Raw genomic sequence first — 23847 nt, 5'->3', positions numbered from 1 at the left:
CTACCCCACAACGTTGACGAGCTTGCCCGGTACAACGATAACCCGTTTGACCGGCCGTCCTTCCAGGAATTTGGCGACGGCCTCGTGGGCGACCGCCAATCCTTCGATGGCGGCCTTGTCGGCGCTGCTGGGCACCGACAGGGATCCGCGCAGCTTGCCGTTGACCTGGAGCATGAGCTCGATCTCGTCGGTGATCAGGGCGGCTTCGTCCACCTGGGGCCAGGCGGCGTCGAGCAGGTCGCCGTGCTGCTCGGCATAACCCAGGTCGCGCCAGGCCTGCCATGTGACATGCGGCACGATGGGGTAGAGGATGGACAGCAGGATGCGAGTGCCCTCGGCCAGCGCGGCATCGCCCAGCTCGCCTTCCAGCTTGGCGTCTTCCAGCGTATTGAGCAGCTTCATGCACGCCGACACGACCGTGTTGTACTGGATCCGCTGGTAATCGTAGTCGGCCTGCTTGAGGATGGCATGGACGTCGCGGCGCAGCGTCTTGATTGCCTGGCTGGCGGCCGACCAGTCGGCGGGCGCTGGGCGGCCGAGCGCGCCGTGGATGCGGTCGCGGTTGGCATGGCAGAAGCTCCACAGCCGGCGCAGGAAGCGGTGGGCGCCGTCCACGCCGGAGCCGGACCATTCCAGGGTCTGCTCCGGCGGGCTGGCGAACATCACGAACAGGCGGGCGGTGTCCGCGCCCTGCGTGTCGATCAGGGACTGCGGATCCACGCCGTTGTTCTTGGACTTCGACATGGTGCCCACGCCGCCGTACTCGATCGGCGAGCCGTCGGCCTTGAGCTTGGCGCCCACGATCGCGCCCTTGGCGTCGTAGACGTTCTCGACCTCCTCGGGCCAGAAGTATTCGATGCCGCCTTTCTCGTTCTTGCGGAAATAGATGTGGTTGAGCACCATGCCCTGGGTCAGCAGCTTGACGAAGGGTTCGCCGAACTTGACCAGGCCCATGTCGCGCATCACCTTGGTCCAGAAGCGCGCGTACAGCAGGTGCAGCACGGCATGCTCGATGCCGCCGATGTACTGGTCCATCGGCATCCAGTAGTCGTTGCGCTCGTCCACCATCGCGGCATCGTTGCCCGGCGAGGTATAGCGCATGAAGTACCAGGACGAGTCCACGAAGGTGTCCATCGTGTCCGTCTCGCGCCGGGCCGGCTTGCCGCATTGCGGGCACGTGCACTTCAGGAAGGCTTCGCTCCTGGCCAGAGGGTTGCCGCTGCCGTCCGGGATCAGGTCCTCGGGCAGCACGACAGGCAGGTCCTTCTCGGGCACCGGCACCGGGCCGCACGCATCGCAATGGATGATGGGAATGGGCGTGCCCCAGTAGCGCTGGCGCGAGATGCCCCAGTCGCGCAGGCGGAAGGTGGTGCGCTTCTCGCCCAGGCCCTTGGCCGCCAGGTCCGCTGCGATCGCGTCGACGGCCTCCTGGTGGGAGAGTCCGTCGTACTTGCCCGAGTTGACCGTGCGGGCCACCTGCTTGTCGCCGTACCATTCCTGCCAGGCGTCGGTGGAGAAGGCCTGGCCGTCGGCGGCGATGACCTGCTTGATGGGCAGGCCGTACTTCTTCGCAAACGCGAAGTCGCGCTCGTCGTGGGCGGGCACGCCCATGACGGCGCCTTCGCCGTAGCTCATGAGTACGTAGTTGCCGACCCAGACCGGTATGGCCTCGCCGGTGAGCGGGTGCTCCACGGTCAGCCCCGTCGGCAGGCCCTCCTTGTCGCGCGTGGCCAGCTCGGCCTCGGTCACGCCGCCCTTGCGGCATTCCTCGATGAAGGCGGCCAGGGCGGGATCGCCCCCGGCGGCATGCAGGGCCAGCGGATGTTCGGGGGCGACGGCACAGAACGTGACGCCCATGATGGTGTCGGCGCGCGTCGTGAAGACGTACATGCGCCCGTCCTGGATCAATTGGCCCGAGGCATCGCGGATGTCGTGAGTGAAGGCAAAGCGCGTGCCTTCGCTCTTGCCTATCCAGTGCTCCTGCATCAGGCGCACGCGCTCGGGCCAGCCGGTCAGGTTGTTCTTGACCTCTTCCAGCAACTCGTCGGCGTATTCGGTGATTCGCAGGTAATAGCCGGGAATCTCGCGCTTTTCCACCAGCGCGCCCGAGCGCCAGCCGCGGCCGTCGATGACCTGCTCATTGGCGAGCACGGTCTGGTCGACCGGGTCCCAGTTCACCACTTGGGTCTTGCGATAGGCGATGCCCTTTTCCAGCATCTTCAGGAACAGCCACTGGTTCCATTTGTAGTACTTCGGGTCGCAGGCGGCCATTTCGCGCGACCAGTCGATGCCCAGCCCCATCGCCTTCATCTGCTTCTTCATGTAGGCGATGTTGTCGTAGGTCCATTTGGCGGGCGGCACCTTGGACTTGATGGCGGCATTCTCGGCCGGCATGCCGAAGGCATCCCAGCCCATGGGCATCAAGACGTTGTAGCCCTTCATGCGCAACTGCCGGTACATGGCGTCGTTGATCGTGTAGTTGCGCACGTGTCCCATGTGGAGCTTGCCGCTGGGGTAGGGCAGCATCGAGCAGGCGTAGAACTTGGGCTTTTCGGAGCCGTCGGCGTTCTTCGCGTGTTCTACCGTGAGGTAGGCGTTGGTCGCCTCCCAGTGCTTCTGGGCGGCGGATTCGATCTCGTTCGGCGCGTAGCGTTCCTGCATGGGTTCCGGGGCTGGTCTAGGGTATTCTGGCGCGGCGATGACGCCCATGGCCGCGGGCCTGGGCCGGCTCGCAACGGGCGCGCGCCGGCTAAACCCCTCATTATAGAAGCAGGCGCCGCCGAAGCGGTGGCGAGCCGTTACAGGCACGGCGCGGCCCATCCCGGAGCGCGCGCGGTTGCCACGGGTGCTAGACTGCCTGCCGCTCTCTCTTATTCCCTGCGTCCTGCTTTATGTCCCTGCTCGACAACCTCAATCCCCCCCAGCTCGCCGCCGTTACGATCGAGCCGCGCCATGCCCTGGTGCTGGCAGGCGCGGGCAGCGGCAAGACGCGGGTGTTGACCACGCGCATGGCCTGGCTGATCCAGACCGGCCAGGTCAGTCCGCACGGGCTGATGGCCGTCACCTTCACCAACAAGGCCGCGCGCGAAATGCTGACCCGCATCAGCGCGATGCTGCCCATCAATACCCGGGGCATGTGGATAGGTACCTTCCACGGCCTGTGCAACCGCATGCTGCGCGCGCACTACCGCGACGCGGGATTGCCCCAGACCTTCCAGATCCTGGATACGGCGGACCAGCTCTCGGCCATCAAGCGCCTGCTGAAGGGAGCGGGGGTGGACGACGAGAAATATCCGCCGCGCCAGTTGCAGCACTTCATCAACGCCGCCAAGGAAGAAGGGCTGCGCCATACCGAGGTCGAGGCCTACGACAACTTCAATCGGCAGATGGTCGAACTCTACGGCATGTACGACGCCCAGTGCCAGCGCGAGGGCGTGGTCGATTTTCCCGAGCTGCTGCTGCGCTGCCATGAGCTGCTGACCCACAACGCGCCCATACGCGAACACTACCAGCATCGCTTCCGCCATATCCTGGTGGACGAGTTCCAGGACACCAACCGGTTGCAGTACCGCTGGCTCAAACTGCTGGCCGGTGGCGGCGCCGCGATCTTCGCGGTGGGCGACGACGACCAGTCCATCTATGCGTTCCGCGGCGCCAACGTCGGAAACATGGCGGAATTCGAACGCGAATTCGCCCATGAGCGCATCATCCGGCTGGAGCAGAATTACCGCTCGCACGGCCACATCCTGGATGCGGCCAATACGCTGATCCGCAATAATTCCGGCCGCCTGGGCAAGAACCTGTGGACCGACCAGGGGCATGGCGAACCCATTCGCGTCTACGAGGCGCTGTCGGACGCCCAGGAGGCCCAGTGGGTGATCGAGGAGATCCGCTCGCTGGTGGGAGAGGGGCGGCTGCGGCGCGAGATCGCCATCCTTTATCGCAGCAACGCGCAGTCGCGGGTGCTCGAGCATGCGCTGTTCTCCGCCGGCATCCCGTACAAGGTCTATGGCGGCCTGCGCTTTTTCGAACGGCAGGAGGTCAAGCATGCGCTGGCCTATCTGCGCCTGATGGAAAATCCGCACGACGATACGGCCTGGATGCGGGTGGTCAATTTTCCGGCGCGCGGCATCGGCGCGCGCACGCTCGAGCAGCAGGCCGACATCGCACGCCTGCATGGCTGCAGCCTGTATGCGGCGGTGAGCCAGGTGCCGGGCCGCGGCGGCAATAACCTGGCCCAGTTCGCCGCGCTGATCGACCGCATGCGTTTCGAGACGCAGAACCTGCCGCTGCATGAAATCGTCGACCACGTGATCGAGGCCAGCGGCCTGATCCAGCACTACCTGCAGGAAAAAGAAGGCGCCGAACGCATCGAGAACCTGCGCGAACTGGTCAATGCCGCCGCGGCGTTCGCCGCCGAGGACGGCTATGCGCTGACCGACGCCGGAGCGTTGGCCCAGACGCTGCCCGAGGCCGGCATCGAGCTGCCGTCGCCGCTGGCGGCCTTCCTGGCCCACGCGGCGCTGGAGGCGGGCGACAACCAGGCGGGCGAGGGCCAGGACGCCGTCCAGCTGATGACGGTGCACGCGGCCAAGGGCCTGGAGTTCGAGGCCGTCTTCATTACCGGGCTGGAAGAAGGGCTGTTCCCGCACGAGAACAGCATTCTCGAGCAATCCGGGCTGGAAGAGGAGCGGCGCCTGATGTACGTGGCCGTGACGCGCGCCCGCGAACGCCTGTACCTGAGCTTTTCCCAGACCCGCATGTTGCACGGGCAGACCCGCTACAACATGCGCTCGCGTTTCCTCGGCGAGGTGCCCGAGGAGTCGCTCAAGTGGCTCACGCCGCGCAATGGCCGGGCCAAGGCCGTGGATACCGCCGGCGGCTGGGGGCGGGCCGCGTGGGGCGAGGACAACGGCGGCGGCTTTTCTTCGCGCGCCGGCAAGGACGCGCCCTATGTGGGTTCGTCGGAAGGCTATTCGAGCCGCCGCACGTCCGATGCCGGCGTGGAGGTCAACGGCCGCACCTTCAAGGTGGGGCAGAGCGTGGTCCATCCCAAGTTCGGCGAAGGCGTCATCGTCAGCATGATGGGCAGCGGCCAGGATGCGCAGGTGCAGGTCAACTTCGGCGGCGTCGGCACCAAGACGCTGGCGCTGGCGATGGCCAAGCTCGAGCCCGTCTGATGGACAAAATGCTGCTACGCGGCGGCGCTGCCCCTCGGGGGGCGTCTTTCGCCTTGGGGCGGCCCTGCGGTGAAAAAAAGCCCTCGTTCATCGCGAGGGCTTTTTCATCGAAGCGGTCTTAGCGTCGGCGCGGCGGCGGGCGGTTGCCGGTGGGCGCGGGGCCGTCCTTGTGGCGGAAGCTGATGCGTCCCTTGGTCAGGTCATAGGGCGAGAGCTCCATCGTGACCCGGTCTCCGGCGAGGATGCGAATACGGTGCTTGCGCATTTTGCCCGATGCGTAGGCAGCAACCTCCATGCCGTTTTCCAGCGTGACTCGAAAGCTGGTCGACGGCAGCACCTCGGCGACGATGCCTTCCATTTCGATCAGTTCTTCCTTATTCGACATGGGTATTTCCTCCTGTGCATTGCGAAATGCAAAAAAGCGAGCTTCGGCCAGGGTGGTGCCATGGCACGCCGCAAGGCTGGCGCCGTGCGCCATCGATGACGGTGGAAGTTCGCGGTGAAGCGCCGAGGGCTGCGCAAGCCCGGGGCGCGCGTGACGTCTGCCTGGTTTGCCGCACGATTACCGGCGGCGGAAGAAGAATGCCCGAAGCATCCCGATTTATTGCTGCACGGCAGCTGTGTGGGGGAGGGAGGACGGTTCTTGCCTGGGGCGGCCGTTTCCCCCATGTCGCATCCGCGCCAGGGCGTCGCGGATGCGGTTCCGTCATCCGCCTGGGCGGCCTTCGCGCAAGCGCTGCAAAGGCCGCAAAAAACAAAACCCCCGCAAGCGGGGGTTTTGGCGGATAAGCCTATTATAGCTTACAGAGGCTGGATATTGGAAGCCTGGCGGCCCTTGGGGCCCACGGTGACTTCGAATTTGACCTTCTGGTTTTCCTGCAGGGTCTTGAACCCATCGACGCGGATTTCGGAGAAGTGCGCGAACAGGTCGTCGCCGCCCGAATCAGCGGTAATGAAGCCAAAACCCTTGGCGTCGTTGAACCATTTGACGGTACCGGTTTCCATGGTGTTTATCCTTGAAATGAAAGATCAGGAACGAGTGAAAGCAAGACAATCAAGGATGGAGACCATGAACAACCCTGTACCGCAGCGGTAAGCAATTTTGTACAGCAACTCGTACTCTTGAAAATCATGCTCCGCTTTTATACGGGCTATCGTTGTGCCCGTCAACCGCATTTTCCGGAGTAAATACGAGGAAGGCCCGTTGCCGGGCCTTCCTCGCGGGTTTTCACTGAGACCGTCAAGGCGACGCGGCGAACGCCGCCGCGGGGGGCGGGCCGAAAACGCTGGTATAGGTCGGATAGAAACTGCAATAGAGCACGGCCGCCGCCAGGAAGTTGAACGGCATCTGGATGAGCCCGGAGATGGTTCCCGACAGCCCGATCGCTTCGAGCAGGCCGCCGCCGAGCTCGAGGGCCAGCACGACCAGCAGCCACGTTGCGCCGTACATCAGGAAGGCTCCCTTGTTGCGCCAGCAGGCGATGCCGGAGAAGAAGAGCGCCTTGCGCAGGTCGAGCCGATACCAGGCCACCAGCGCGGGGGCATGCCAGAACAGTCCGGCGATGATCACGTAGAAGATGGCGAACAGGACGATGGGCGCGCGCATCGCGGCCAGCACGGGGCCCATGTCGTCCGACGACAGGCCTTGCACGGCCTCGCGCAAGCCTTCGGCGAACGGCAGGAAGGCCACCAGGCCGGCCAGCAGCACCGCGGCGACGTAGACGCCGCCCATGGCCAGCAGCTTCCTGGCCAGCCCCGGCGCCTTGAGCACCGCGAACAGCCGCAATGGGAGGACCGTCTTGCCTTGCTCGATCGCTCGGCATGCCTCCAGGGTCATGACCGTGATCGCGGGCATGGCGACAACGAACAGCAGGGGCCCGATGGGCGCGAGGATGCTGGCGATCAGCACCATGAAGCCTATGGTGAGCGCCCAGGTGAACATCGCCATGGGCTGGCGGCGGAACAGCGCGAGTCCGTCGCGCACCCATTGCCAGCCGGCGCCGGGGGCAAGGGAGGCGGCTTGCATCAGCGGGCCTCCTGGCGGTTGCGGGCGAAGGCCCGGGTCGGCGCATGCCGATGGAAAGGGTGTTTCATGGTTCAGGGAAGCGGAAAGGGTACGCCATCGCGCCGCAGGCGCAGGATGCGTTCGAAATGGGTCGGATCGTGCGGCGTCAGCGTTTGCGCCGGACGGGGCAGATAGAAGTCGCGCAGCCGCGACATCCAGAAGCGCAAGGCGGCGGCACGGAGCAGGGTGCGCCACGACGCGCGCTCGATATCGGTCAGCGGGCGCACCTGGGCATAGGCCCCGAGCAGCGCCTGCGCGAGCTCGGGGCGGAATTCGCCGCTCGCATGGTCGATGCACCAGTCGTTGGCGCAGACGGCCAGGTCGAACAGCCACGTATCGCAGCCGGCGAAGTAGAAATCGATGAAGCCGCCGAGCACGGGCGCCTCGCGCGTGCCCGCGAACAGCACGTTGTCGCGGAACAGGTCGCAGTGGGCCGGGCCGCTGGGCAGTTCGCGGTAGGCCTCGGAGCCGGCGAACGCCGCCTGGAATGCGACCTCGTCGCCCAGCATGGCCGCCGCGTCGGCGCCCAGGTAGGGCGCGACGACCGGCGCGGTTTCGCGCCACCAGTCCACGCCCAGCAGATTGGGCTGGAAGGCAGGAAAGTCCCGGCCTGCCAGGTGCATGCGGGCCAGCGTGGCGCCGACCTGCGCGCAGTGGCCGGGCAGGGGATCCATTTCGCACTTGCCGGGCAGTAGCGTGGCGATGGTGCAAGGCTTGCCGTGCAGCTCGGCCAGGCGGCGGCCATCATGCGCGGCCTGGGGATGCGGCACCGGGATGCCGTGCTCGGCAAGATGGGTCATCAGGTCGATGTAGAAGGGCAACTGCTCGCGCGTCAGGCGCTCGAACAGCGTCAGCACGTATTCGCCCCGGCTGGTCGTGAGGAAGTAGTTGGTGTTCTCGATGCCGGAAGGAATGCCGCGCAGGGCGCGCAATTCGCCCAGGGAGTAGTCGGCAAGCAGGGCGCGGGCATCCGTTTCGTTGACGGGGGTGAATACGGCCATGGATGAGCGTGGGATGGGGCTGGTATCGATGATTTACCGCATTCTAGCGTCATCGACATGTCCGCCGTCCTCGTACGCGCCCCCGCAGCCGCCGGAATGTGGCGGGAATGCCCGCGAGCGCGTACGCGCGCCGTGTCAGAGGTTCAGCAGCTGTTCGCGCTCTCCCGGCGACTGCGTGAAACCTTCATGCTGATAGAAGTCGAAGATGGCGTCGACGATGGCTTGCGGCTCGTCGATGATCTGCAGCAGGCCGGGATCGCCGGCCGAGATCAGTCCTTGCGCCAGCGGCTGCGCCCGTATCCAGTCGACCAGGCCCTGCCAGTAGTCCGAACCGACCAGGATGATGGGCATCCTGCGGCTCTTGTTGGTCTGCACCAGCGTCAGGGCTTCGAAGAGCTCGTCCAGCGTGCCGTAGCCGCCGGGCAGCACCACGTAGGCCGACGTGAATTTGACGAACGCGACCTTGCGCGGGAAGAAGTGCCGGAAGTACAGGCTGATGTTCTGGTAGCCGTTGCTCGACTGTTCGTGGGGCAGCTCGATGTTCAGGCCCACGCTGGGGCTGGGTCCTTCATAGGCTCCCTTGTTGGCCGCTTCCATGATGCCGGGGCCGCCTCCGGATATGACGGAAAAGCCCGCCTCGGACAGCTTGCGGGCGATCAGCTCGGCCTTCTCGTACCGCGGGTCGCCGGCGGGAATGCGGGCGCTGCCGAATATGCTTACCGCCGGCCGGATCTGGGCCAGGCGTTCGGAAGCCTCGAAGAACTCTGACATAATCCCCAGGACATGCCATGATTCGCGCGCCTTGGTGGCGGTGGCGCGTTCCACGCTCACCACATCCCGCAGGCCGGGGATGCGTCCGGGTTTCTTCGGGACGCTCCCGCCGCTGTCGTGGGTTTCCTTGCCTACTTCGATTTCTCTGTGTTTGATCATGATCAAGACGTTGCTGTTGGTCGACGGTTCCAGCTACCTTTATCGCGCATACCACGCCCTGCCGGACCTGCGCAACGCGCAAGGGGAGCCGACCGGCGCGCTGTACGGCGTGCTGAACATGCTGCGCCGCGCACTGAACGATCATAAGGCAGACTACCTCGCCTGCATTTTCGACGCTCCGGGCAAGACTTTCCGCGACGACCTGTATCCGGAATACAAGGCCACCCGCGCCAGCATGCCGGAAGACCTCGCGCGCCAGGTCGGCCCCATCGTCGAGGCCATACGCGCCCAGGGCTGGCCGGTCTTCGCCATCGAGGGGGTCGAAGCCGACGACGTGATAGGCACGCTCACCTGCCAGGCCGCGGCGCAGGGCATACGCAGCGTCGTGTCCACCGGCGACAAGGACATGGCGCAGCTGGTCAACGATCACGTGACCCTGGTCAACACCATGACGTCCGAGACGCTCGACGCCGAAGGGGTCCTGCAGAAATTCGGCGTGCCGCCCGAGCGTATCGTGGACTACCTGATGCTGATCGGCGATTCCGTCGACAACGTGCCTGGCGTGGAGAAGGTCGGTCCCAAGACGGCGGCCAAATGGCTCAATGAGTATGGCACGCTTGAAGAACTCGTGGCTCAGGCCGACAAGGTCAAGGGAGTGGCCGGCGCCAACCTGCGCACGGCGATCCCGAAGTTCGAGCTCACGCGCTCTCTCATCACCATACGCACCGATTGCGACCTGAGCGCCCATATCCCCAGCCTGGATGCGCTTACCATGCGGCCCATGGACCGCGAGCGGCTGGAAGCGATGTACGAGCGCTACGGATTTCGCACCTGGCTGCGCGAGCTGACCGGCGACGATGCGCGCATTCCCGAGGGCGATTCCCGCGTGCAGGCCGATGCGCCGCCGGCGCCGGAAACCGTGCTCTACGAGACCGTCAGCGATTGGGCGACGTTCGACCGGTGGCTGGCGGCCGCCCAGGCGGCGCCGCTGGCGGCCCTCGATACCGAGACCGATTCGCTGATGGAAATGGAGGCCCGGCTGGTGGGGCTGTCGATCGCCGTCAAGCCGGGCCAGGCCTGCTACATCCCGCTCGCGCACCGGCATCCGGATGCGGGCGAGCAGCTTCCCAAGGACGAGGTGCTGGCACGGCTGGCGCCGTGGCTCGAGAATGCCGACGCCCCCAAGCTGCTGCACAACGCCAAGTACGACACCCACGTATTCGCCAATGCCGGCATCGCGCTGCGCGGCGTTGCGCACGACACCATGCTGCAGGCCTACGTGCTGGAATCCCACCGCAGCGTATCGCTCGACGACCTTTCCCAGCGCTGGCTGGGGCGCAAGGGCTTGTCGTACGTCGACGTGTGCGGCAAGGGCGCGAACCAGCTCTGCTTCGACGAGGTCGCCATCGACGTGGCCACGCGCTACGCCTGCGAGGACGTCGACTACACGCTGCAATTGCATGCCACCCTGTATCCGCGCATCGAGGCCGACGCCGGCCTGGCCCGCATCTACGCGATCGAGATGCCGGTGTCGCGCGTGTTGACCATCGTCGAGCGCAACGGCGTGCGCATCGATCCGGAAGAGCTCGCCCGCCAGAGCCACGCCATCGGCCAGGAACTGCTGGTGCTCGAGCAGCGCGCCTACGAGCTGGCGGGCCAGCCGTTCAACCTCAACTCGCCCAAGCAGCTGGGCGAGATCCTGTTCGGCAAGCTGCAGCTGCCCGTGGTCAAGAAGACCGCCAGCGGCGCGCCGTCCACCGACGAAGACGTCCTCAGCAAGCTGGCCGAGGACTACCCGCTGCCGCAGGCCCTGCTGAGCTATCGCGGCCTGGCCAAGCTCAAGTCCACCTATACCGACAAGCTGCCCAAGATGATCAACCCCCGGACCCAGCGCGTGCACACCAGCTACGCGCAGGCGGCGGTGGTCACGGGGCGGCTGGCCTCGAGCGATCCCAACCTGCAGAACATCCCCGTGCGCACCCCCGAGGGCCGTCGCGTGCGCGAGGCCTTCGTGGCCGAGCCGGGCAACCTCATCATGTCTGCCGACTATTCGCAGATCGAGCTGCGCATCATGGCGCACATCTCCGGCGACGAGAATCTCTTGTCGGCATTCGCGCGGGGCGAGGACATCCACCGCGCCACCGCGGCGGAGATCTTCGCCGTGAAGCCTGAAGAGGTCAACGCCGAGCAGCGGCGCTACGCCAAGGTCATCAACTTCGGCCTGATCTACGGCATGAGCGCCTTCGGCCTGGCCAGCAACCTCGGCATCACCCGCGACGCGGCCAAGCACTACATCGACCGCTATTTCACCCGCTATCCGGGCGTGGCGCGCTACATGGACGACACGCGCGAGCAGGCGCGCGAACGCGGCTACGTCGAAACCGTCTTCGGCCGCCGCCTGTGGCTGCCCGAGATCCGCGGCGGCAGCGGCCCGCGCCGCCAGGCCGCCGAGCGCGCCGCCATCAACGCCCCCATGCAGGGCACCGCCGCCGACCTGATCAAGATGGCGATGGTCGCCGTGCAGGACTGGCTCGAGACCGACAAGCTGGGCGCCCGGCTGGTCATGCAGGTGCACGACGAACTCGTGCTCGAAGTCCCCCGCGAGGAAAGCGAAATCGTCGCCCATCGCCTGCCGGCGCTGATGTGCGGCGTGGCCGAGCTGAAGGTGCCGCTGGTGGCAGAGGTGGGGACGGGCTATACGTGGGAGCAGGCCCATTGAGGTCCCCCTACGCGCTGACGCGCGCCCCCCAGCGGGCGATGCGGGCGGACTGGCGGAGCCAGATCCGCCGTATCCTGGGGTATTACCAGGCTGGCCGAGAGCGGCGTTTTCTGCTGCCTCGTGTGTTCGTCCCCCCAGTCAATCCCGAACCACAATCCGGGTGTCTTCGAACTCGACGATCTGGCCCGCCCGGATCTTGCAGGTCTTGCGCAATTCCACTTGCCCGTCGACCCTGACCACCCCTGAGGCCACCAGGGCCTTGCCGGCGCCGCCGGAATCCGCGAGGCCCGTGAGTTTGAGCAAATCGCACAGCGGCACGTGATCGCCCGTGAGCGTGAATGTGATGGAACGCATGACCGGCCCGGGAAATGGAATGCAATCCGCCATTATCCGCCATGGGCGGACGGCTGCGCGCACGGGAGGTACACTGCGGCTCTATACCCGTATCAATGCCTGCCCCTCCCGAACATGAGAACCCGCATCCTCACCGGCATCACGACCACCGGTACGCCTCACCTCGGCAACTACGTCGGCGCCATCCGCCCCGCCGTCCAGGCGAGCCGCAACGAGGGCAACGATGCCTTCTTCTTCATGGCCGACTACCACGCCCTGATCAAGTGCGAGGATCCCGCGCGTCTGCAGCGCTCGCGCCTGCAGATCGCCGCGACCTGGCTGGCCGCGGGGCTCGATCCGCAGCGGGTGACGTTCTACCGGCAGTCCGATCTGCCCGAGATCCCGCAGCTCTGCTGGCTCTTGACTTGCGTGACCGCCAAGGGCCTGATGAACCGCGCCCATGCCTACAAGGCCGCCGTGGACCAGAACGTGGCCGAGAACGAGGATCCGGACGCCGGCATCACGATGGGGCTGTTCTCGTACCCGGTGCTGATGGCTGCCGACATCCTGTTGTTCAACGCCCATCGCGTGCCAGTGGGGCGCGACCAGATCCAGCACATCGAGATGGCGCGCGACATCGCCCAGCGATTCAGCCATCTCTACGGCGGAGGCCGAGAGCTGTTCGTGCTGCCCGAGGCGCAGATCGACGAGTCCGTGGCCACCTTGCCGGGGCTGGACGGGCGCAAGATGTCCAAGAGCTACAACAACACCATTCCGCTGTTCGAGGGCGGCAGCAAGCACCTGCGCGATGCCATTGGCCGCATCGTGACCGACTCGCGCCTGCCGGGCGAGCCCAAGGATCCGGACAACTCCCAGCTCTACACCATCTACCGCGCTTTCGCGTCCGACGCCGAGGCAGCCGCCTTCCGGCGTTCGCTGGAAGAGGGCATGGGGTGGGGCGACGCCAAGCAGGCGCTGTACGAGCGCATCGAGCGCGAAATCGGCCCCATGCGAGAACGCTATGAAAGCTTGATTGCCCGGCCGGCCGAAATCGAGGACATCCTGCAGGAAGGCGCACGCAAGGCCCGCGCCATCGCGGGACCGTTTCTTGCCGAACTGCGCGCCGCGGTGGGGCTCGACGCGGTACAGCCCGCCGCGGCGCCGGCGGCGAAGAAAAAGGCCGGCAAGCAGGCCCGTTTCGTCAGCTTCCGCGACGACGGCGGCAGCTTCCGTTTCCGCTTCCTGGCGGCCGACGGGCAAGACCTGCTGCTGTCCGAGCCCTACGCCGACGCGCAAAGCGCGGGCGCGGCGATCAAGCGCCTGCGGGGGCTGGCCGACCCGGCCGAGGCGCTGCGCGCCGACGGCGATTCCTACGCGTTGTTCCTGGACGGCGCGAAGGCCGCGCACGGCCCGGATTTCGCCGGGGCTGCCGCGCGCGACGACGCGCTCGCCAAGCTGATTGCCGAGCTGCGGGCACTGGCCGCCGAATGAGGTGGCCGCCGGCCCGGCCGGCGGCCAGGGTCACCCGGACGTTTTCCGGGCATGAGTTTTTTCGCGAGGATCAGGCGACGTGGCACAGTTCTTCTCGGTTCATCCTCAGAACCCGCAGCTGCGCCTGCTCAAGCAGGCCGCCCAGTTGATACGGGCCGGCGGGCTGGTGGCCATTCCCACCGACTCCAGCTATGCGCTGGTGGCTCCCCTGGACGACAAGCATGCCGCCGAGGCCTTGCGCCGGCTGCGCGGCGTGGACGAGCGGCACCACCTGACGGTGCTGTGCCGCGACCTGGCGGAGATCGGCCAGTTCGCCCACGTCGACAACCAGCAATATCGGCTGCTGAAGGCAGCCACGCCCGGGCCCTGGACCTTCATCCTAGAAGCCACGCGGGAGGTGCCGCGCCGGCTGTCGCACCCCTCGCGCAAGACCATAGGCATACGCGTGCCGGATCATCCGATCGCACTCTGCCTGCTGGAGGAGATCGGCTCCCCGCTGCTGTCCAGCACCCTGATCCCGGCTGGCGAAGACGAACCGCTGAACGACGCCCTGCAGATACGCGAGCGCTACGAGCACGAGCTGGCGGCGGTGGTGGACGGCGGGGCCTGCGTCCGCGAGCCGACTACGGTGGTGGACCTGTCCGGCCCGGAGCCCGTGGTGCTGCGCCGCGGGCTGGGCGATCCGGCGACGCTCGGTATTTCGGCCTAGGCCTCTTCGGAGGAGGGGGCGATCGCCGCCCTCCGACCCTTCGAGGAGCGGGAAAATCCGCCCTGGCGGGATCCGCAAGCGGCTGAGCTCTGCCGTTACAATGCCGCATGGATTCCATCATTCAGACAATCGCGGTCTATGCGATTCCGTTGATCTTCGCCATCACGCTGCATGAAGCCGCCCACGGATACGTGGCGCGCATGTTCGGCGACGATACCGCCACCCAGGCTGGACGGGTCACTCTCAACCCCATCAAGCACATCGATCCGGTCGGCACCCTGCTGGTGCCGGCGATCATCCTGCTGACCAGCAAGCTGCTGGGCGGGGCGGGCCTGCTGTTCGGCTGGGCCAAGCCGGTGCCCGTCGATTTCGGCCGCCTGCGCCGCCCCAAGCAGGACATGCTGTGGGTCGCCGCCGCGGGCCCCGGGATCAACCTGGTCATGGCCATCATCTGGGCCCTGGGCCTCAAGCTCATGGTCGGCGCCGGCGTGGACGAGACCTTCTTCGTCGCCATGGCGCTTGCCGGGGTGCAGGTCAACCTGATGCTGATGGCCTTGAACCTCCTTCCCATTCCCCCGCTCGACGGAGGACGCATCGTCTTCAGCCTCCTGCCGCATTCGCTCGCCTGGAAATACTCCAAGTTGGAGCCTTATGGCATGCTGATCCTCATCGTGTTGCTGATGACCGGCATGCTGGGTTTCCTGGTACGCCCCATGCTCACCCTGGGCGACGCCATCGTAAGATTGTTTCTGTAGGGGGGCCACTCCCTGGCGGCCTATGGCCGCTCCCCCTCAAGGGGGCGGCGCTGGCGGACCGGCAAAGCCGGATCCGCGGCGCCCTGAGTCTAGTGCGAATTTCTCAGGCCGCTATACCGTTGCTGCCGCTGGCAGCCAGCGAAGCATAGGCGCCACATTCCAAGAAAGCGGTACTAGACCCAGGATGCGGCAGATCTGGCTCCGCCAGTCCGCTCGCATCGCCCCCTTGAGGGGGAGCGGCCGCAGGCCGCCAGGGGGGCCTCCCTGGCGCGCGAAGCGCGTAGGGGGGCTCCACTTATTTCCGGTACACTTGTACGATTTCCGCTTCGTCCCTTTCGCCCCTTTCCGGGCCACCCAAGCATCGTATGGCAACCACATCTCGTACTCCTATTGAAGGCAGCATCGTTGCAATCGTCACCCCGATGCAGCCAGACGGGAAGCTCGATTTCGAGGCCTTCCGGGCGTTGCTCGACTGGCACTTGGCCGAAGGCACCGATGGCTTCGTGGTGGTGGGAACGACGGGCGAGTCGCCCACCGTTTCGGTGGAAGAACACGTCGAGCTGATCCGGTTCGCGGTCCAGCACGTGGCGGGCCGCGCGCCCGTCATCGCAGGCACCGGGGCGAACTCCACCGCCGAGGCCATCGAGCTGACGGAAGCCGCCAAGAAGGTGGGCGCCGATGCGGGCCTGTCGGTCGTGCCGTACTACAACCGTCCCACGCAGGAAGGCCTCTACCGGCACTTCAAGGCCATCGCCGAGGCGGTCGACCTGCCCATGATCGTGTACAACGTGCCGGGACGCACCGGCTGCGATCTTGCCGGCGAAACCACGCTGCGCCTGGCCCAGGTGCCGGGCATCGTCGGCCTGAAGGACGCCACCGGCGACATCGGCCGCGGTGCGCTGCTGCTGAGCCAGGTGCCTGACACGTTCGCCGTCTACAGCGGCGACGATCCCACGGCCGCTGCGCTCATGCTGCTGGGCGCGCGTGGCAACATCTCGGTCACGGCCAACGTGGCGCCGCGCCTGATGCACGAACTGTGCGTGGCGGCGCAGGCCGGCGACGCCCGCAAGACGGCGCAGATCAACCATCGCCTCGCGCTGCTCAACCGCAACTTGTTCCTCGAACCCAACCCCGTTCCCGTCAAGTGGGCGCTGGCCCAGATGGGACGCATGGCGCTGGGTTACCGCCTGCCCTTGGCCGAGCTCGGCGCGCAGCATCATGCCGCCGTCCGCGAAGCGCTCAAGGCGGCCGGCATCCAGGTCTGATCCCCCACGCCCCATGTTTTGCCCAGACATGATCCGCCGGCGCACCCATAGTCCGGCAGCGGCTTAGGAGTTATCCGTCAATGAATGCAGTTCGTATGAATCTGTCCCGCCTGGCGATGCTGCCGGTGCTGGTTTCCCTGTCCGCATTGTTTGCGGGCTGCAGCAGCGTCAACCAGTTGCTTGGCAAGGAAGAGTCGATCGACTACAAGAGCGCCTCCAAGGCGCCTTCGGCCAGGCTGGACGTGCCACCCGACCTGACCCAGCTTCCCACCGACACCCGTTTCCAGGTCCCGAGCCAGACCTCCTCGGGCTCGACGCCGCCGGCACCCTCGTCGACCACCTTCTCCAGCTATTCGACCGCCCAGCCGGAAACCAAGCCGGCCGCGAGCAACGTGCTGCCCGAGCGGTCCGACATGCGCGTCGAGCGCGACGGCGATCAGCGTTGGCTGGTGGTGATCAACCGTTCTCCGGAGCAGCTCTATCCGGTCGTGCGGCAGTTCTGGCAGGACCTCGGTTTCCTGATGCGCGAAGATCTGCCGCAGGCGGGCGTGATGGAAACGGATTGGGCCGAGAACCGCGCCAAGATCCCGCAGGACTTCATTCGCAACACGATCGGCAAGGTATTCGATTCGCTGTGGTCCACGGGCGAGCGCGACATGTTCCGTACCCGCCTCGAGCGGGTGGGTAACAACACCGAGATCTACATCAGCCATCGCGGCGCCGAAGAGGTGTTGACCGGCGCCGAGAAGAGCCAGACCACCTGGACCGCGCGCCCCAACGATCCGGGCCTGGAGGCCGAGATGCTGAGCCGCCTGATGGTGCGGCTGGGCGCCGATTTCGACCGCGCCAAGGCGGCAGTGGCCAGCGCCGCGCCGGTCAATACCGGCGCCGCGCCCCAACTGGTGACGGGGTCGGGCGACAGCGGCGCGCTGCAGATCGCCGAGCCGTTCGATCGCGCATGGCGCCGTGTCGGACTGGCCCTGGACCGCGGCGGTTTCACCGTCGAGGACCGCAACCGCGCCGAGGGCGTCTACTACGTGCGCTATGTGGACACCGATGCGGCCAGTGCCGACAGCGGCAAGCCGGGCTTCTTCGGCCGCCTGTTCGGCCGCGGCAGCGACAAGCCGGAAAGCCGTCCCCAGTACCGCGTGAAACTGCTGTCGTCCAACGACAGCACCCAGGTCACGGTGCTGAACGCGCAGGGCGCACCCGAGACCTCGGCCACCGGCCGGCGTATCCTGAACGTCCTGTCCAACCAATTGAAATAGCCCACCCCCTCCGCGCTTCGCGCGTCCCCCTCGAGGGGGCGATGCGGGTGGACCGGCGGAGCCGGATCCACCGCATCCTGGGTCTAGCACGGCTTTCTTAAATTGTTGCGCTGGTGCTTCGCTGGCTGCCAGCGGTAGCAACGGTGCCGCAAACCGATAAAGCCGTCCTGGATCCGGGGCGCCGCGGATCCGGCTTTGCCGGTCCACCAGCGCCGCCGCATGGGGCGCGTCAGCGCGCAGGGGGGGCATCACCGAGGCTTCCTTTGCGCTACACCAGTCTAGGCAGCGGCAGCGAGGGCAATGCCCTCGTGGTCGAGGCGAGGGAAGGCACTTCCGTCACCCGGGTCATGATCGACTGCGGGTTCGGGCTGCGCGAGATCGAGCGGCGGCTGCTGGCTCGCGGGATCGAGCCTTCGTCGCTGAACGGCATTCTCGTCACCCACGAGCACGGCGATCACATCGGCGGCGTTTTCCGCCTTGCGCGCCGGCATGGCATTCCCGTCTACCTCACCACCGGCACGCGCGAGGCGGTGTCCGCGCGCATTCCGGAGGGTATGACGGCGATATGCTGCGACAGTCATTCCGCGTTCGCCGTCGGCAATCTGCTCGTGCAGCCGTTTCCCGTGCCGCACGATGCCCGAGAGCCGGTGCAGTACGTATTGCATGACGGGCAATGGCGGCTGGGCGTGCTGACGGACCTGGGAGAGGGCACGCCGCACGTGCACCGTATGTTGTCCGGCTGCGATGCGCTGGTGCTCGAATGCAATCACTGCCCCGATATGCTGGCGCGCGGCGATTATCCCATCTACTTGAAATACCGCATTGCCGGGCGCTTCGGCCATCTTTCCAATGCCGCCGCCGCCGAAGTGCTGCGTGCCGTCGATCGTTCGCGGCTGAAGTTCCTGCATGCCGCCCACCTCAGCAAGAAGAACAATGTGCCGCAGCTGGCGCGGGCGGCGCTTGCGCCGGTGCTCGGATGGCAGCCCGAGGATATCGGCGTTGCCGATCAGGACGCCGGCTTCGACTGGGTGACGCTGGGGGGATGAAATGCCGAGGGCCGGAACGACAAAGCCTCCGCGAGGGAGGCTTTGTCTGCGGCCGAGGACGTCGGCCGCAGCGTGCTTGCGGAGATCCGGAGCCGGCGGGGGCTCGATGCGGGCAGGATCTCCGGGAGGCTTACTGCTGAGCGGGAGCCGGGGTGCTCGGCGTGCCTTGGTCGGCAGGCGCGGCGGGCTCGGCGGGAGCCGGGGTGGCGGGCTCGGCCGGGGCCGGAGCGGGCTCAGCCGGGGTGGTGGCAGCCGGAGGCGTGGATTCGGTGGGAGCCGGCGCGGTTTCTTCCTTCTTGCCGCAAGCCGACAGAGCGATCGCCAGCAACGATGCCAAGAGCAGGGTCTTCTTCATGATCTCTTTTCCTTTGAGGTGTCGTCAGTAATACACAAATCAGAAATAGCGGTATTTCCCGTTATTACCCAAACAAGGCTTGCTGATGTCGGCCGTTATTCGAGCACAGGGAAATTCTATCAGCGTCCCTAGGTATTTTCCATTGTGGTGGCCGAAAGTAAGTCTCGCGTAAGCAATTTGTGTATCAGTTTGGTCAATAGTGTGCGCAAGGGTTTCGGTTTGTGGTGTTTGACGCAACATTCGGCCTGCGCCGGCCCGCTCCGTTGCCGCTTCAAAGCTCCTCGCGCAGCCGCGCGAGCAGGGCTGCGATGGCTTCCTCGTTGCGCTTGTAGAAGACCCATTGGCCGATGCGCCGGGTCGTCACCAGCCCGGCGCGTTGCAAGGTGGCCAGGTGGGCGGACACGGTCGATTGGGATAATCCGCAGCGCTCGAACATGCCGGCGCAAACGCCGACTTCGAGCGGATGCTCCTGGCCGGCAAAATGTTTTTCCGGCTCCTTGAGCCATTGCAGAATATCGCGCCGCACAGGATGCGCCAGCGCCTTGATCGAGGCGTCGAGATCCATGACCTGAAAATAATCGTGCCGGAAACAGAATATCGCCGGTATTCGAATTATATATCGCTTATTTTCGATATTGCCGCGTTCAGGCCGTTCAGGCATATCGCGGCGAGCGCCAGTACTATCTCCATCCATGATGAAACGCCAACCTGCCGCCATGGCCGCGACGCTGCTCGCGGCATGGGTCGCCGTAGTGCTCGCCGGCTCGTCCGTGCTGTACCGCCAGGCGCTGGAGCGATTGCGGGCCGAACTCGAAGGCGCCGCCGATATCGCCGCCGGCCTGGTGTCGCAGCGTCTCGCCCAGCACGATGCCCATCTGACCAGCCTGGCGGCGCTCGCCCAACGATCCGACCGGATTCTCGTCGATGAAATCGGCCAGGTCGCGGGAGCGATTCGCTCGTTCTACCCGCGCATCGAAGGCGTGGACCTGGTGGCCTGGGAGGGCGATCCGCCCGAGCCGGCGGGCTGGCGCACGCTGGTTTCCAGTCATCGCGCGGGACTGGAGCCCGTCGCGCTGCCGCAATTGGCGCCGGTGCTGGCCTCGGCTCAGCCAGGGCGCCCGGTGAGCTCGGTGCCGCGGCCGGGGCGGTCCCGCTATGTCCTGGTCAAGCGCCTGCCCTCCGCGGTAGGGCGGTTTGCCCTCGTGCTGACTATCGATCTGGCGGAGCTTGTCGCAGGCGAAGAATTGCCGGCATGGGGCCAGCTCGAGTTGCGTCTGGGACCGGCTTCGGCGCGCGTGGGCCACGGAGGCGCCGCGGCACGGGCAGAGCGTTTCGGCCCGCCCGCCATGACGGCGGAGCGGATGCTGGACAATGCCGGCCAGCCCATCTCGTTGCGGCTGGTCCGCCAACCTGGCTGGAGCGACCTGGCACTGTTGCGGCCTGTCGCGCTGTTGGCGGCGGTGGCGCTGGTCCTGCTGGGACTGGCCGTTCTGCTGGCGGTGCAGCGGCGGCGTGCCGCCCAGGCGCGGGGAGAGGCCGAGCGGGCGCGGCAGGCGACGCGCCTGAGCGAACGCGAAACCGCCCAGGCCCATGCCGCCCGCGTCAATGCCATGGGCGAGATGGCGTCGGGCATCGCGCATGAACTGAACCAGCCGCTGACCGCCTTGCTCAGCCAGAGCCAGGCCGCAGTCCGGCTGGCCGGCATGCCGGCCACGGATCCGGCCGTCATGCGGCGTGTCCTCGAGGCCAACGTGCAGCAGGCGCGGCGAGCCGCCGACATTCTCGATCGCATGCGAGCCTACGTCAGTGCCCGGCCGCCCGCCGCCGGCGTCTGCGAGCTGGGCCGCATCGCCATGGACATGGCGGAGTTGATGCGCGCCGACCTGTCGGCACGCGAAATCCGCCTGGAGCTCGACGTCAGCACTCCGCCGCCCCTGGCGTGGGCCGATCCGGTGCAGGTGGGGCAGGTCATGCACAACCTGATCCGCAATGCCGCCGATGCCCTCGCCGGATCCGGGCAGGAGAACCGGCACATCGTCCTGCGGGTGGACGAGGCCGACGACATGGCCCGCATCGTGGTCTCGGACAATGGTCCCGGCGTGGCGGCGGATATGCTGCCCCACGTGTTCGAGCCGTTCCGGTCCGACAAGCCCGACGGCATGGGACTGGGGCTGGCCATCTGCGAAAGCATCGTCCATCGCTTCGACGGCCGCATCGAGGCCGCCAATCCGAGCGGCGGGGGCGCGGCGTTCACCGTGCTGCTGCCGCTCGCACGCCGCAAGGAGCACGCCTCGTGATGCCGCATCCGCCGGTGTATCTCATCGATGACGACAGCGCGGTGCGCGACGCCGTGGCGCTGCTGCTCGCGACCTACGGGATGCGAGTGGAGAGCTTTGCCCATCCGCTCGATTTTCTCGCACGCCAGCCGGAGCTCGAGCCGGGCTGCATCGTGGTGGACCTGCGCATGCCGGCCATTACGGGCCTGCAGCTGCAACAGCGGTTGAGCGAGGCCGGTTGCGGCTGGCCCGTCATCCTGCTCACCGGCCATGGCGACATGCAGGCGTGCAGGCGGGCCTTCAAGGCGGGTGCCGTGGATTTCCTCGGCAAGCCGGTGGACGAGCATGTGTTGATGGAAGCGGTCAACACGGCCTTTGCGGCGCTGGCCCGCTATCGGGAGCAGGACGAGCAGCGCTCGCTGCTGGCCCGCCTCACCGAGCGCGAGCGCCAGGTGCTCGTGCTCGTGGGCCAAGGATATCCGACCAAGGAAATCGCGGCGGCGCTGGGCCTGTCTCCGCGCACGGTGGAAACGCACCGGGCCCACATCTCGGAAAAGATCGGCAGCTCCTCGGTGGTGGAGTTCGCGCGGCTGGCGCAGGCGGCCCAGGCGCATCCGTAGCGCTACGGATGCCGGTGCGTAGGGTGCCCGATGGGCGAGGAGGGCCGCCGCCGGCACACTGCGGGTGTCGATCCAAAAGGAGAAAAATCGATGTCCCGACTGCTCAAAGCCATGTTCATCGTGGGCGCGCTCGGCTGCTCCGCCGCCCATGCCCAGACGCCCGCGTCGTTGCCGCTGGCGCAGGCGACCGAACTCGCCCAGGCTGCGGTGCAAGCCTGCTCGGCCAAGAACTACCAGGTGGCGGCCACGGTGGTGGACCGCGGCGGCAATGTCCTGGCCATGCTGCGTTCCGACCTTTCGGGGCCGCATACCGCCGAGGCCTCGCGCCGCAAGGCCTACACCTCGCTGTCGATGCGCGCTCCCACCTCGGCCATTGCCAACACGGTCGAGAACAATGCCGGTGCGCGTCAATTGGTGGCGATCGACGATTTCCTGGTGCTGGCGGGCGGCGTACCCATCAAGGTCGGCAACGACACGATCGGCGCCATCGGTGTCGGCGGCGCCCCGGGCGGTCATCTGGACGAAGAGTGCGCCAATGCGGCGCTTGCCGCGCGCAGGGCTTCGTAGGCGCGCTGGCGGGAAGCGCGGCGGCGCTGCCGCTGCCTTCCTTCCCCGTTCATGGCCGGTAGTGCAGCCAGCCGGCTTCCAGCCATTCCTGCAAGGCCGCGCGTTCGCCGTCCCTCAGCCGGGCCGGACCGCGCGCACCGCACGCCAGGCGCCGCTCGTCGGCCAGGGCACGCAAGGCGCCTCCGGCGGCGACAGGCGCCATTTCCCCGTTCACGAACAGCATCTTGTCTCGATAGATCATCTGCGTCCTGCGATCCAGCACCAGCGCGCCCGTGGCGGGCCAGTTCCGCTCGAGGTCCGGCACCGTATCCGGATCCGCCGGCTCGAATACCACCTCGGGCTTGGGCTCGGTGAGCCAGCAGCCGAGATAGCGCGCGGCCATCTGCGCGTCGAACTTCACCGCCGAGGCGGCCGCCAGGGCCGCCTGCACCAGGTCTTCCGGCAGTGCCGCCGGCCGGTCGACCGCCGGCTGCCCCGCGTCCCGGTAATGGCCGCGCAGCGCCGCCGGCGCGCGTTCGGACAGGGACTCGGACGCAAACTCCAGCATGCCTCGCGCCAGCTCGCCCAGCGAGGGCGACCGAAACCCGATCGATATGGTCATGCAGTCGTCGCCTTCGGCAATGCCGTCGTGGGCATAGGCCGGCGGCAGGTACAGCATGTCGCCGGCCTCCAGCACGAACTCCTCGGTGGGCTCGAAGCGCCGCAGTATCTTCAGCGGCGCATCCGGGTCCAGGTCCAGATCCCGCTGCCGGCCGATGCGCCAGCGCCGGCGCCCGCTTCCCTGCAGCAGGAAGACGTCGTAGCTGTCGAAATGGGGGCCCACGCCCCCGCGGTCGGTGGCGATGCTGATCATGACGTCGTCCAGCCGCGCGTCCGGCACGAAGCGGAACTGTGCCATCAGTTCGGCGGCGGCGTCATCGTGCAGGTTCACCCCCTGCACCAGCAGGCTCCATTCCGGCTCGCGCGCCGGCGGCAGCCGGGAGAACGGCCCTCGCTCCATCTGCCATTGGCCCGCTTCGCGCCAGACCAGCCGCGATTCGACGTCGTCCCGGCGCGCCAGCCGCTTGACCTGGGCGATCGTCAGCGGAGGCCGGAACCGTTCGAAGGCGCCGCGTATCAGCAGCGGCTTGCGCTGCCAGTGGCGTTGCATGAACTGGGCCGGGGTCAAGCCGTCCAGCAGGCGGGTGGGGGTATCGGGAGCCATGGAAAAAGATGGGGAAGCCGGTAAGAGGGAGCGCGGGGCAGCCTGTAAAATTACAGATCAACC

The 23847-nt window shown here is 66.7% G+C and carries 21 protein-coding genes; 11 read left to right on the top strand and 10 right to left on the bottom strand.

Going from position 1 to position 23847, the window contains the following annotated elements; translation table 11 throughout:
- Entirely contained in the window at positions 1–2661 is a 2661-nt protein-coding gene (leuS, locus tag CDO44_RS02400; RefSeq protein WP_087778592.1) for a leucine--tRNA ligase, read from the bottom strand.
- A 230-nt stretch (positions 2662–2891) separates the two neighbouring features.
- On the opposite strand from leuS, the gene CDO44_RS02395 reads away from it, so the two are divergent.
- Positions 2892–5180 carry a UvrD-helicase domain-containing protein gene (locus CDO44_RS02395; protein WP_087778591.1) on the top strand — a complete coding sequence of 763 codons (2289 nt, stop codon included), beginning with the start codon at positions 2892–2894 and terminating at the stop codon, positions 5178–5180.
- Between the two features lie 118 nt (positions 5181–5298).
- On the opposite strand, the gene infA is transcribed toward CDO44_RS02395, so the two are convergent.
- From infA to CDO44_RS02370, 5 genes are all read right to left on the bottom strand, one after another.
- Entirely contained in the window at positions 5299–5565 is a 267-nt protein-coding gene (gene infA, locus CDO44_RS02390; protein WP_087778590.1) for a translation initiation factor IF-1, read from the bottom strand.
- 416 nt (positions 5566–5981) lie between these two features.
- Complete coding sequence (locus tag CDO44_RS02385; RefSeq protein WP_087778589.1) at positions 5982–6185, bottom strand: cold-shock protein; 204 nt, start codon at positions 6183–6185, stop codon at positions 5982–5984.
- A gap of 235 nt (positions 6186–6420) precedes the next feature.
- Positions 6421–7206, bottom strand: coding sequence for a BPSS1780 family membrane protein (locus CDO44_RS02380; protein WP_087778588.1), 786 nt, complete (start codon positions 7204–7206; stop codon positions 6421–6423).
- 71 nt (positions 7207–7277) lie between these two features.
- On the bottom strand, positions 7278–8246 hold the full coding sequence (locus CDO44_RS02375; protein ID WP_087778587.1) for a homoserine kinase: 969 nt from the start codon (positions 8244–8246) through the stop codon (positions 7278–7280).
- Between the two features lie 135 nt (positions 8247–8381).
- A complete protein-coding gene (locus CDO44_RS02370) occupies positions 8382–9176 on the bottom strand; it encodes a TIGR00730 family Rossman fold protein (RefSeq protein WP_087778586.1) in 795 nt (264 codons plus the stop codon).
- Here CDO44_RS02370 and polA point away from each other — a divergent pair.
- The gene (gene polA / locus CDO44_RS02365) at positions 9175–11895 is read left to right on the top strand and encodes a DNA polymerase I (RefSeq protein WP_087778585.1); all 2721 of its coding nucleotides are present in this window, start codon (positions 9175–9177) and stop codon (positions 11893–11895) included. The genes CDO44_RS02370 and polA overlap by 2 nt on opposite strands.
- Positions 11896–12033: 138 nt before the next feature.
- Here polA and CDO44_RS02360 read toward each other — a convergent pair whose 3' ends face one another.
- Complete coding sequence (locus tag CDO44_RS02360) at positions 12034–12249, bottom strand: RNA-binding S4 domain-containing protein (RefSeq protein ID WP_087778584.1); 216 nt, start codon at positions 12247–12249, stop codon at positions 12034–12036.
- A gap of 114 nt (positions 12250–12363) precedes the next feature.
- On the opposite strand from CDO44_RS02360, the gene CDO44_RS02355 reads away from it, so the two are divergent.
- From CDO44_RS02355 to CDO44_RS02330, 6 genes are all read left to right on the top strand, one after another.
- The gene (locus CDO44_RS02355; RefSeq protein WP_087778583.1) at positions 12364–13719 is read left to right on the top strand and encodes a tryptophan--tRNA ligase; all 1356 of its coding nucleotides are present in this window, start codon (positions 12364–12366) and stop codon (positions 13717–13719) included.
- A 79-nt stretch (positions 13720–13798) separates the two neighbouring features.
- A complete protein-coding gene (locus CDO44_RS02350; RefSeq protein ID WP_087778582.1) occupies positions 13799–14428 on the top strand; it encodes an L-threonylcarbamoyladenylate synthase in 630 nt (209 codons plus the stop codon).
- Positions 14429–14535: 107 nt separating this feature from the next.
- Positions 14536–15183: a site-2 protease family protein gene (locus CDO44_RS02345; RefSeq protein ID WP_087778581.1), complete on the top strand. Its 648-nt coding sequence runs from the start codon at positions 14536–14538 to the stop codon at positions 15181–15183.
- A 365-nt stretch (positions 15184–15548) separates the two neighbouring features.
- Positions 15549–16448, top strand: coding sequence for a 4-hydroxy-tetrahydrodipicolinate synthase (gene dapA, locus CDO44_RS02340; protein ID WP_087778580.1), 900 nt, complete (start codon positions 15549–15551; stop codon positions 16446–16448).
- Positions 16449–16528: 80 nt separating this feature from the next.
- Entirely contained in the window at positions 16529–17716 is a 1188-nt protein-coding gene (gene bamC, locus CDO44_RS02335; protein ID WP_233146008.1) for an outer membrane protein assembly factor BamC, read from the top strand.
- Positions 17717–17979: 263 nt separating this feature from the next.
- Entirely contained in the window at positions 17980–18762 is a 783-nt protein-coding gene (locus tag CDO44_RS02330; RefSeq protein WP_087778579.1) for an MBL fold metallo-hydrolase, read from the top strand.
- Positions 18763–18892: 130 nt separating this feature from the next.
- Here the strand turns inward: CDO44_RS02330 and CDO44_RS02325 are convergent, their stop codons facing one another.
- Together CDO44_RS02325 and CDO44_RS02320 are read right to left on the bottom strand one after the other, a co-directional pair.
- Positions 18893–19117: a hypothetical protein gene (locus CDO44_RS02325; RefSeq protein WP_087778578.1), complete on the bottom strand. Its 225-nt coding sequence runs from the start codon at positions 19115–19117 to the stop codon at positions 18893–18895.
- Positions 19118–19388: 271 nt separating this feature from the next.
- Positions 19389–19682 (bottom strand): helix-turn-helix transcriptional regulator, encoded by a 294-nt coding sequence (locus tag CDO44_RS02320; RefSeq protein ID WP_087778576.1) that lies wholly within the window; start codon positions 19680–19682, stop codon positions 19389–19391.
- Positions 19683–19809: 127 nt separating this feature from the next.
- On the opposite strand from CDO44_RS02320, the gene CDO44_RS02315 reads away from it, so the two are divergent.
- From CDO44_RS02315 to CDO44_RS02305, 3 genes are all read left to right on the top strand, one after another.
- Entirely contained in the window at positions 19810–21414 is a 1605-nt protein-coding gene (locus tag CDO44_RS02315) for a sensor histidine kinase (RefSeq protein WP_144389452.1), read from the top strand.
- Positions 21414–22013 carry a response regulator transcription factor gene (locus CDO44_RS02310; protein ID WP_087778573.1) on the top strand — a complete coding sequence of 200 codons (600 nt, stop codon included), beginning with the start codon at positions 21414–21416 and terminating at the stop codon, positions 22011–22013. Before CDO44_RS02315 ends, CDO44_RS02310 begins: the two co-directional genes overlap by 1 nt.
- 90 nt (positions 22014–22103) lie before the next feature.
- Positions 22104–22580, top strand: coding sequence for a heme-binding protein (locus CDO44_RS02305; protein ID WP_087778571.1), 477 nt, complete (start codon positions 22104–22106; stop codon positions 22578–22580).
- 49 nt (positions 22581–22629) lie between these two features.
- Here the strand turns inward: CDO44_RS02305 and CDO44_RS02300 are convergent, their stop codons facing one another.
- A complete protein-coding gene (locus CDO44_RS02300; protein WP_087778569.1) occupies positions 22630–23784 on the bottom strand; it encodes a cupin domain-containing protein in 1155 nt (384 codons plus the stop codon).
- Positions 23785–23847: the final 63 nt, after the last annotated feature.

The sequence above is a fragment of the Pigmentiphaga sp. NML080357 genome (assembly GCF_002188465.1).
Taxonomy (GTDB): domain Bacteria; phylum Pseudomonadota; class Gammaproteobacteria; order Burkholderiales; family Burkholderiaceae_B; genus Pigmentiphaga.
The sequence above is the reverse complement of the archived record's forward strand: the minus strand, read 5'-3'. Positions and strand labels throughout refer to the sequence as shown.

Bases quoted from the DNA above. Each gene is read 5' to 3' on its own strand.
- leuS (WP_087778592.1), bottom strand. From the start codon at position 2,661: ATGCAGGAACGCTACGCGCCGAACGAGATCGAATCCGCCGCCCAGAAG.
- CDO44_RS02395 (WP_087778591.1), top strand. From the start codon at position 2,892: ATGTCCCTGCTCGACAACCTCAATCCCCCCCAGCTCGCCGCCGTTACG.
- infA (WP_087778590.1), bottom strand. From the start codon at position 5,565: ATGTCGAATAAGGAAGAACTGATCGAAATGGAAGGCATCGTCGCCGAG.
- CDO44_RS02385 (WP_087778589.1), bottom strand. From the start codon at position 6,185: ATGGAAACCGGTACCGTCAAATGGTTCAACGACGCCAAGGGTTTTGGC.
- CDO44_RS02380 (WP_087778588.1), bottom strand. From the start codon at position 7,206: ATGCAAGCCGCCTCCCTTGCCCCCGGCGCCGGCTGGCAATGGGTGCGC.
- CDO44_RS02375 (WP_087778587.1), bottom strand. From the start codon at position 8,246: ATGGCCGTATTCACCCCCGTCAACGAAACGGATGCCCGCGCCCTGCTT.
- polA (WP_087778585.1), top strand. From the start codon at position 9,175: ATGATCAAGACGTTGCTGTTGGTCGACGGTTCCAGCTACCTTTATCGC.
- CDO44_RS02370 (WP_087778586.1), bottom strand. From the start codon at position 9,176: ATGATCAAACACAGAGAAATCGAAGTAGGCAAGGAAACCCACGACAGC.
- CDO44_RS02360 (WP_087778584.1), bottom strand. From the start codon at position 12,249: ATGCGTTCCATCACATTCACGCTCACGGGCGATCACGTGCCGCTGTGC.
- CDO44_RS02355 (WP_087778583.1), top strand. From the start codon at position 12,364: ATGAGAACCCGCATCCTCACCGGCATCACGACCACCGGTACGCCTCAC.
- CDO44_RS02345 (WP_087778581.1), top strand. From the start codon at position 14,536: ATGGATTCCATCATTCAGACAATCGCGGTCTATGCGATTCCGTTGATC.
- dapA (WP_087778580.1), top strand. From the start codon at position 15,549: ATGGCAACCACATCTCGTACTCCTATTGAAGGCAGCATCGTTGCAATC.
- bamC (WP_233146008.1), top strand. From the start codon at position 16,529: ATGAATGCAGTTCGTATGAATCTGTCCCGCCTGGCGATGCTGCCGGTG.
- CDO44_RS02325 (WP_087778578.1), bottom strand. From the start codon at position 19,117: ATGAAGAAGACCCTGCTCTTGGCATCGTTGCTGGCGATCGCTCTGTCG.
- CDO44_RS02320 (WP_087778576.1), bottom strand. From the start codon at position 19,682: ATGGATCTCGACGCCTCGATCAAGGCGCTGGCGCATCCTGTGCGGCGC.
- CDO44_RS02315 (WP_144389452.1), top strand. From the start codon at position 19,810: ATGATGAAACGCCAACCTGCCGCCATGGCCGCGACGCTGCTCGCGGCA.
- CDO44_RS02310 (WP_087778573.1), top strand. From the start codon at position 21,414: ATGCCGCATCCGCCGGTGTATCTCATCGATGACGACAGCGCGGTGCGC.
- CDO44_RS02305 (WP_087778571.1), top strand. From the start codon at position 22,104: ATGTCCCGACTGCTCAAAGCCATGTTCATCGTGGGCGCGCTCGGCTGC.
- CDO44_RS02300 (WP_087778569.1), bottom strand. From the start codon at position 23,784: ATGGCTCCCGATACCCCCACCCGCCTGCTGGACGGCTTGACCCCGGCC.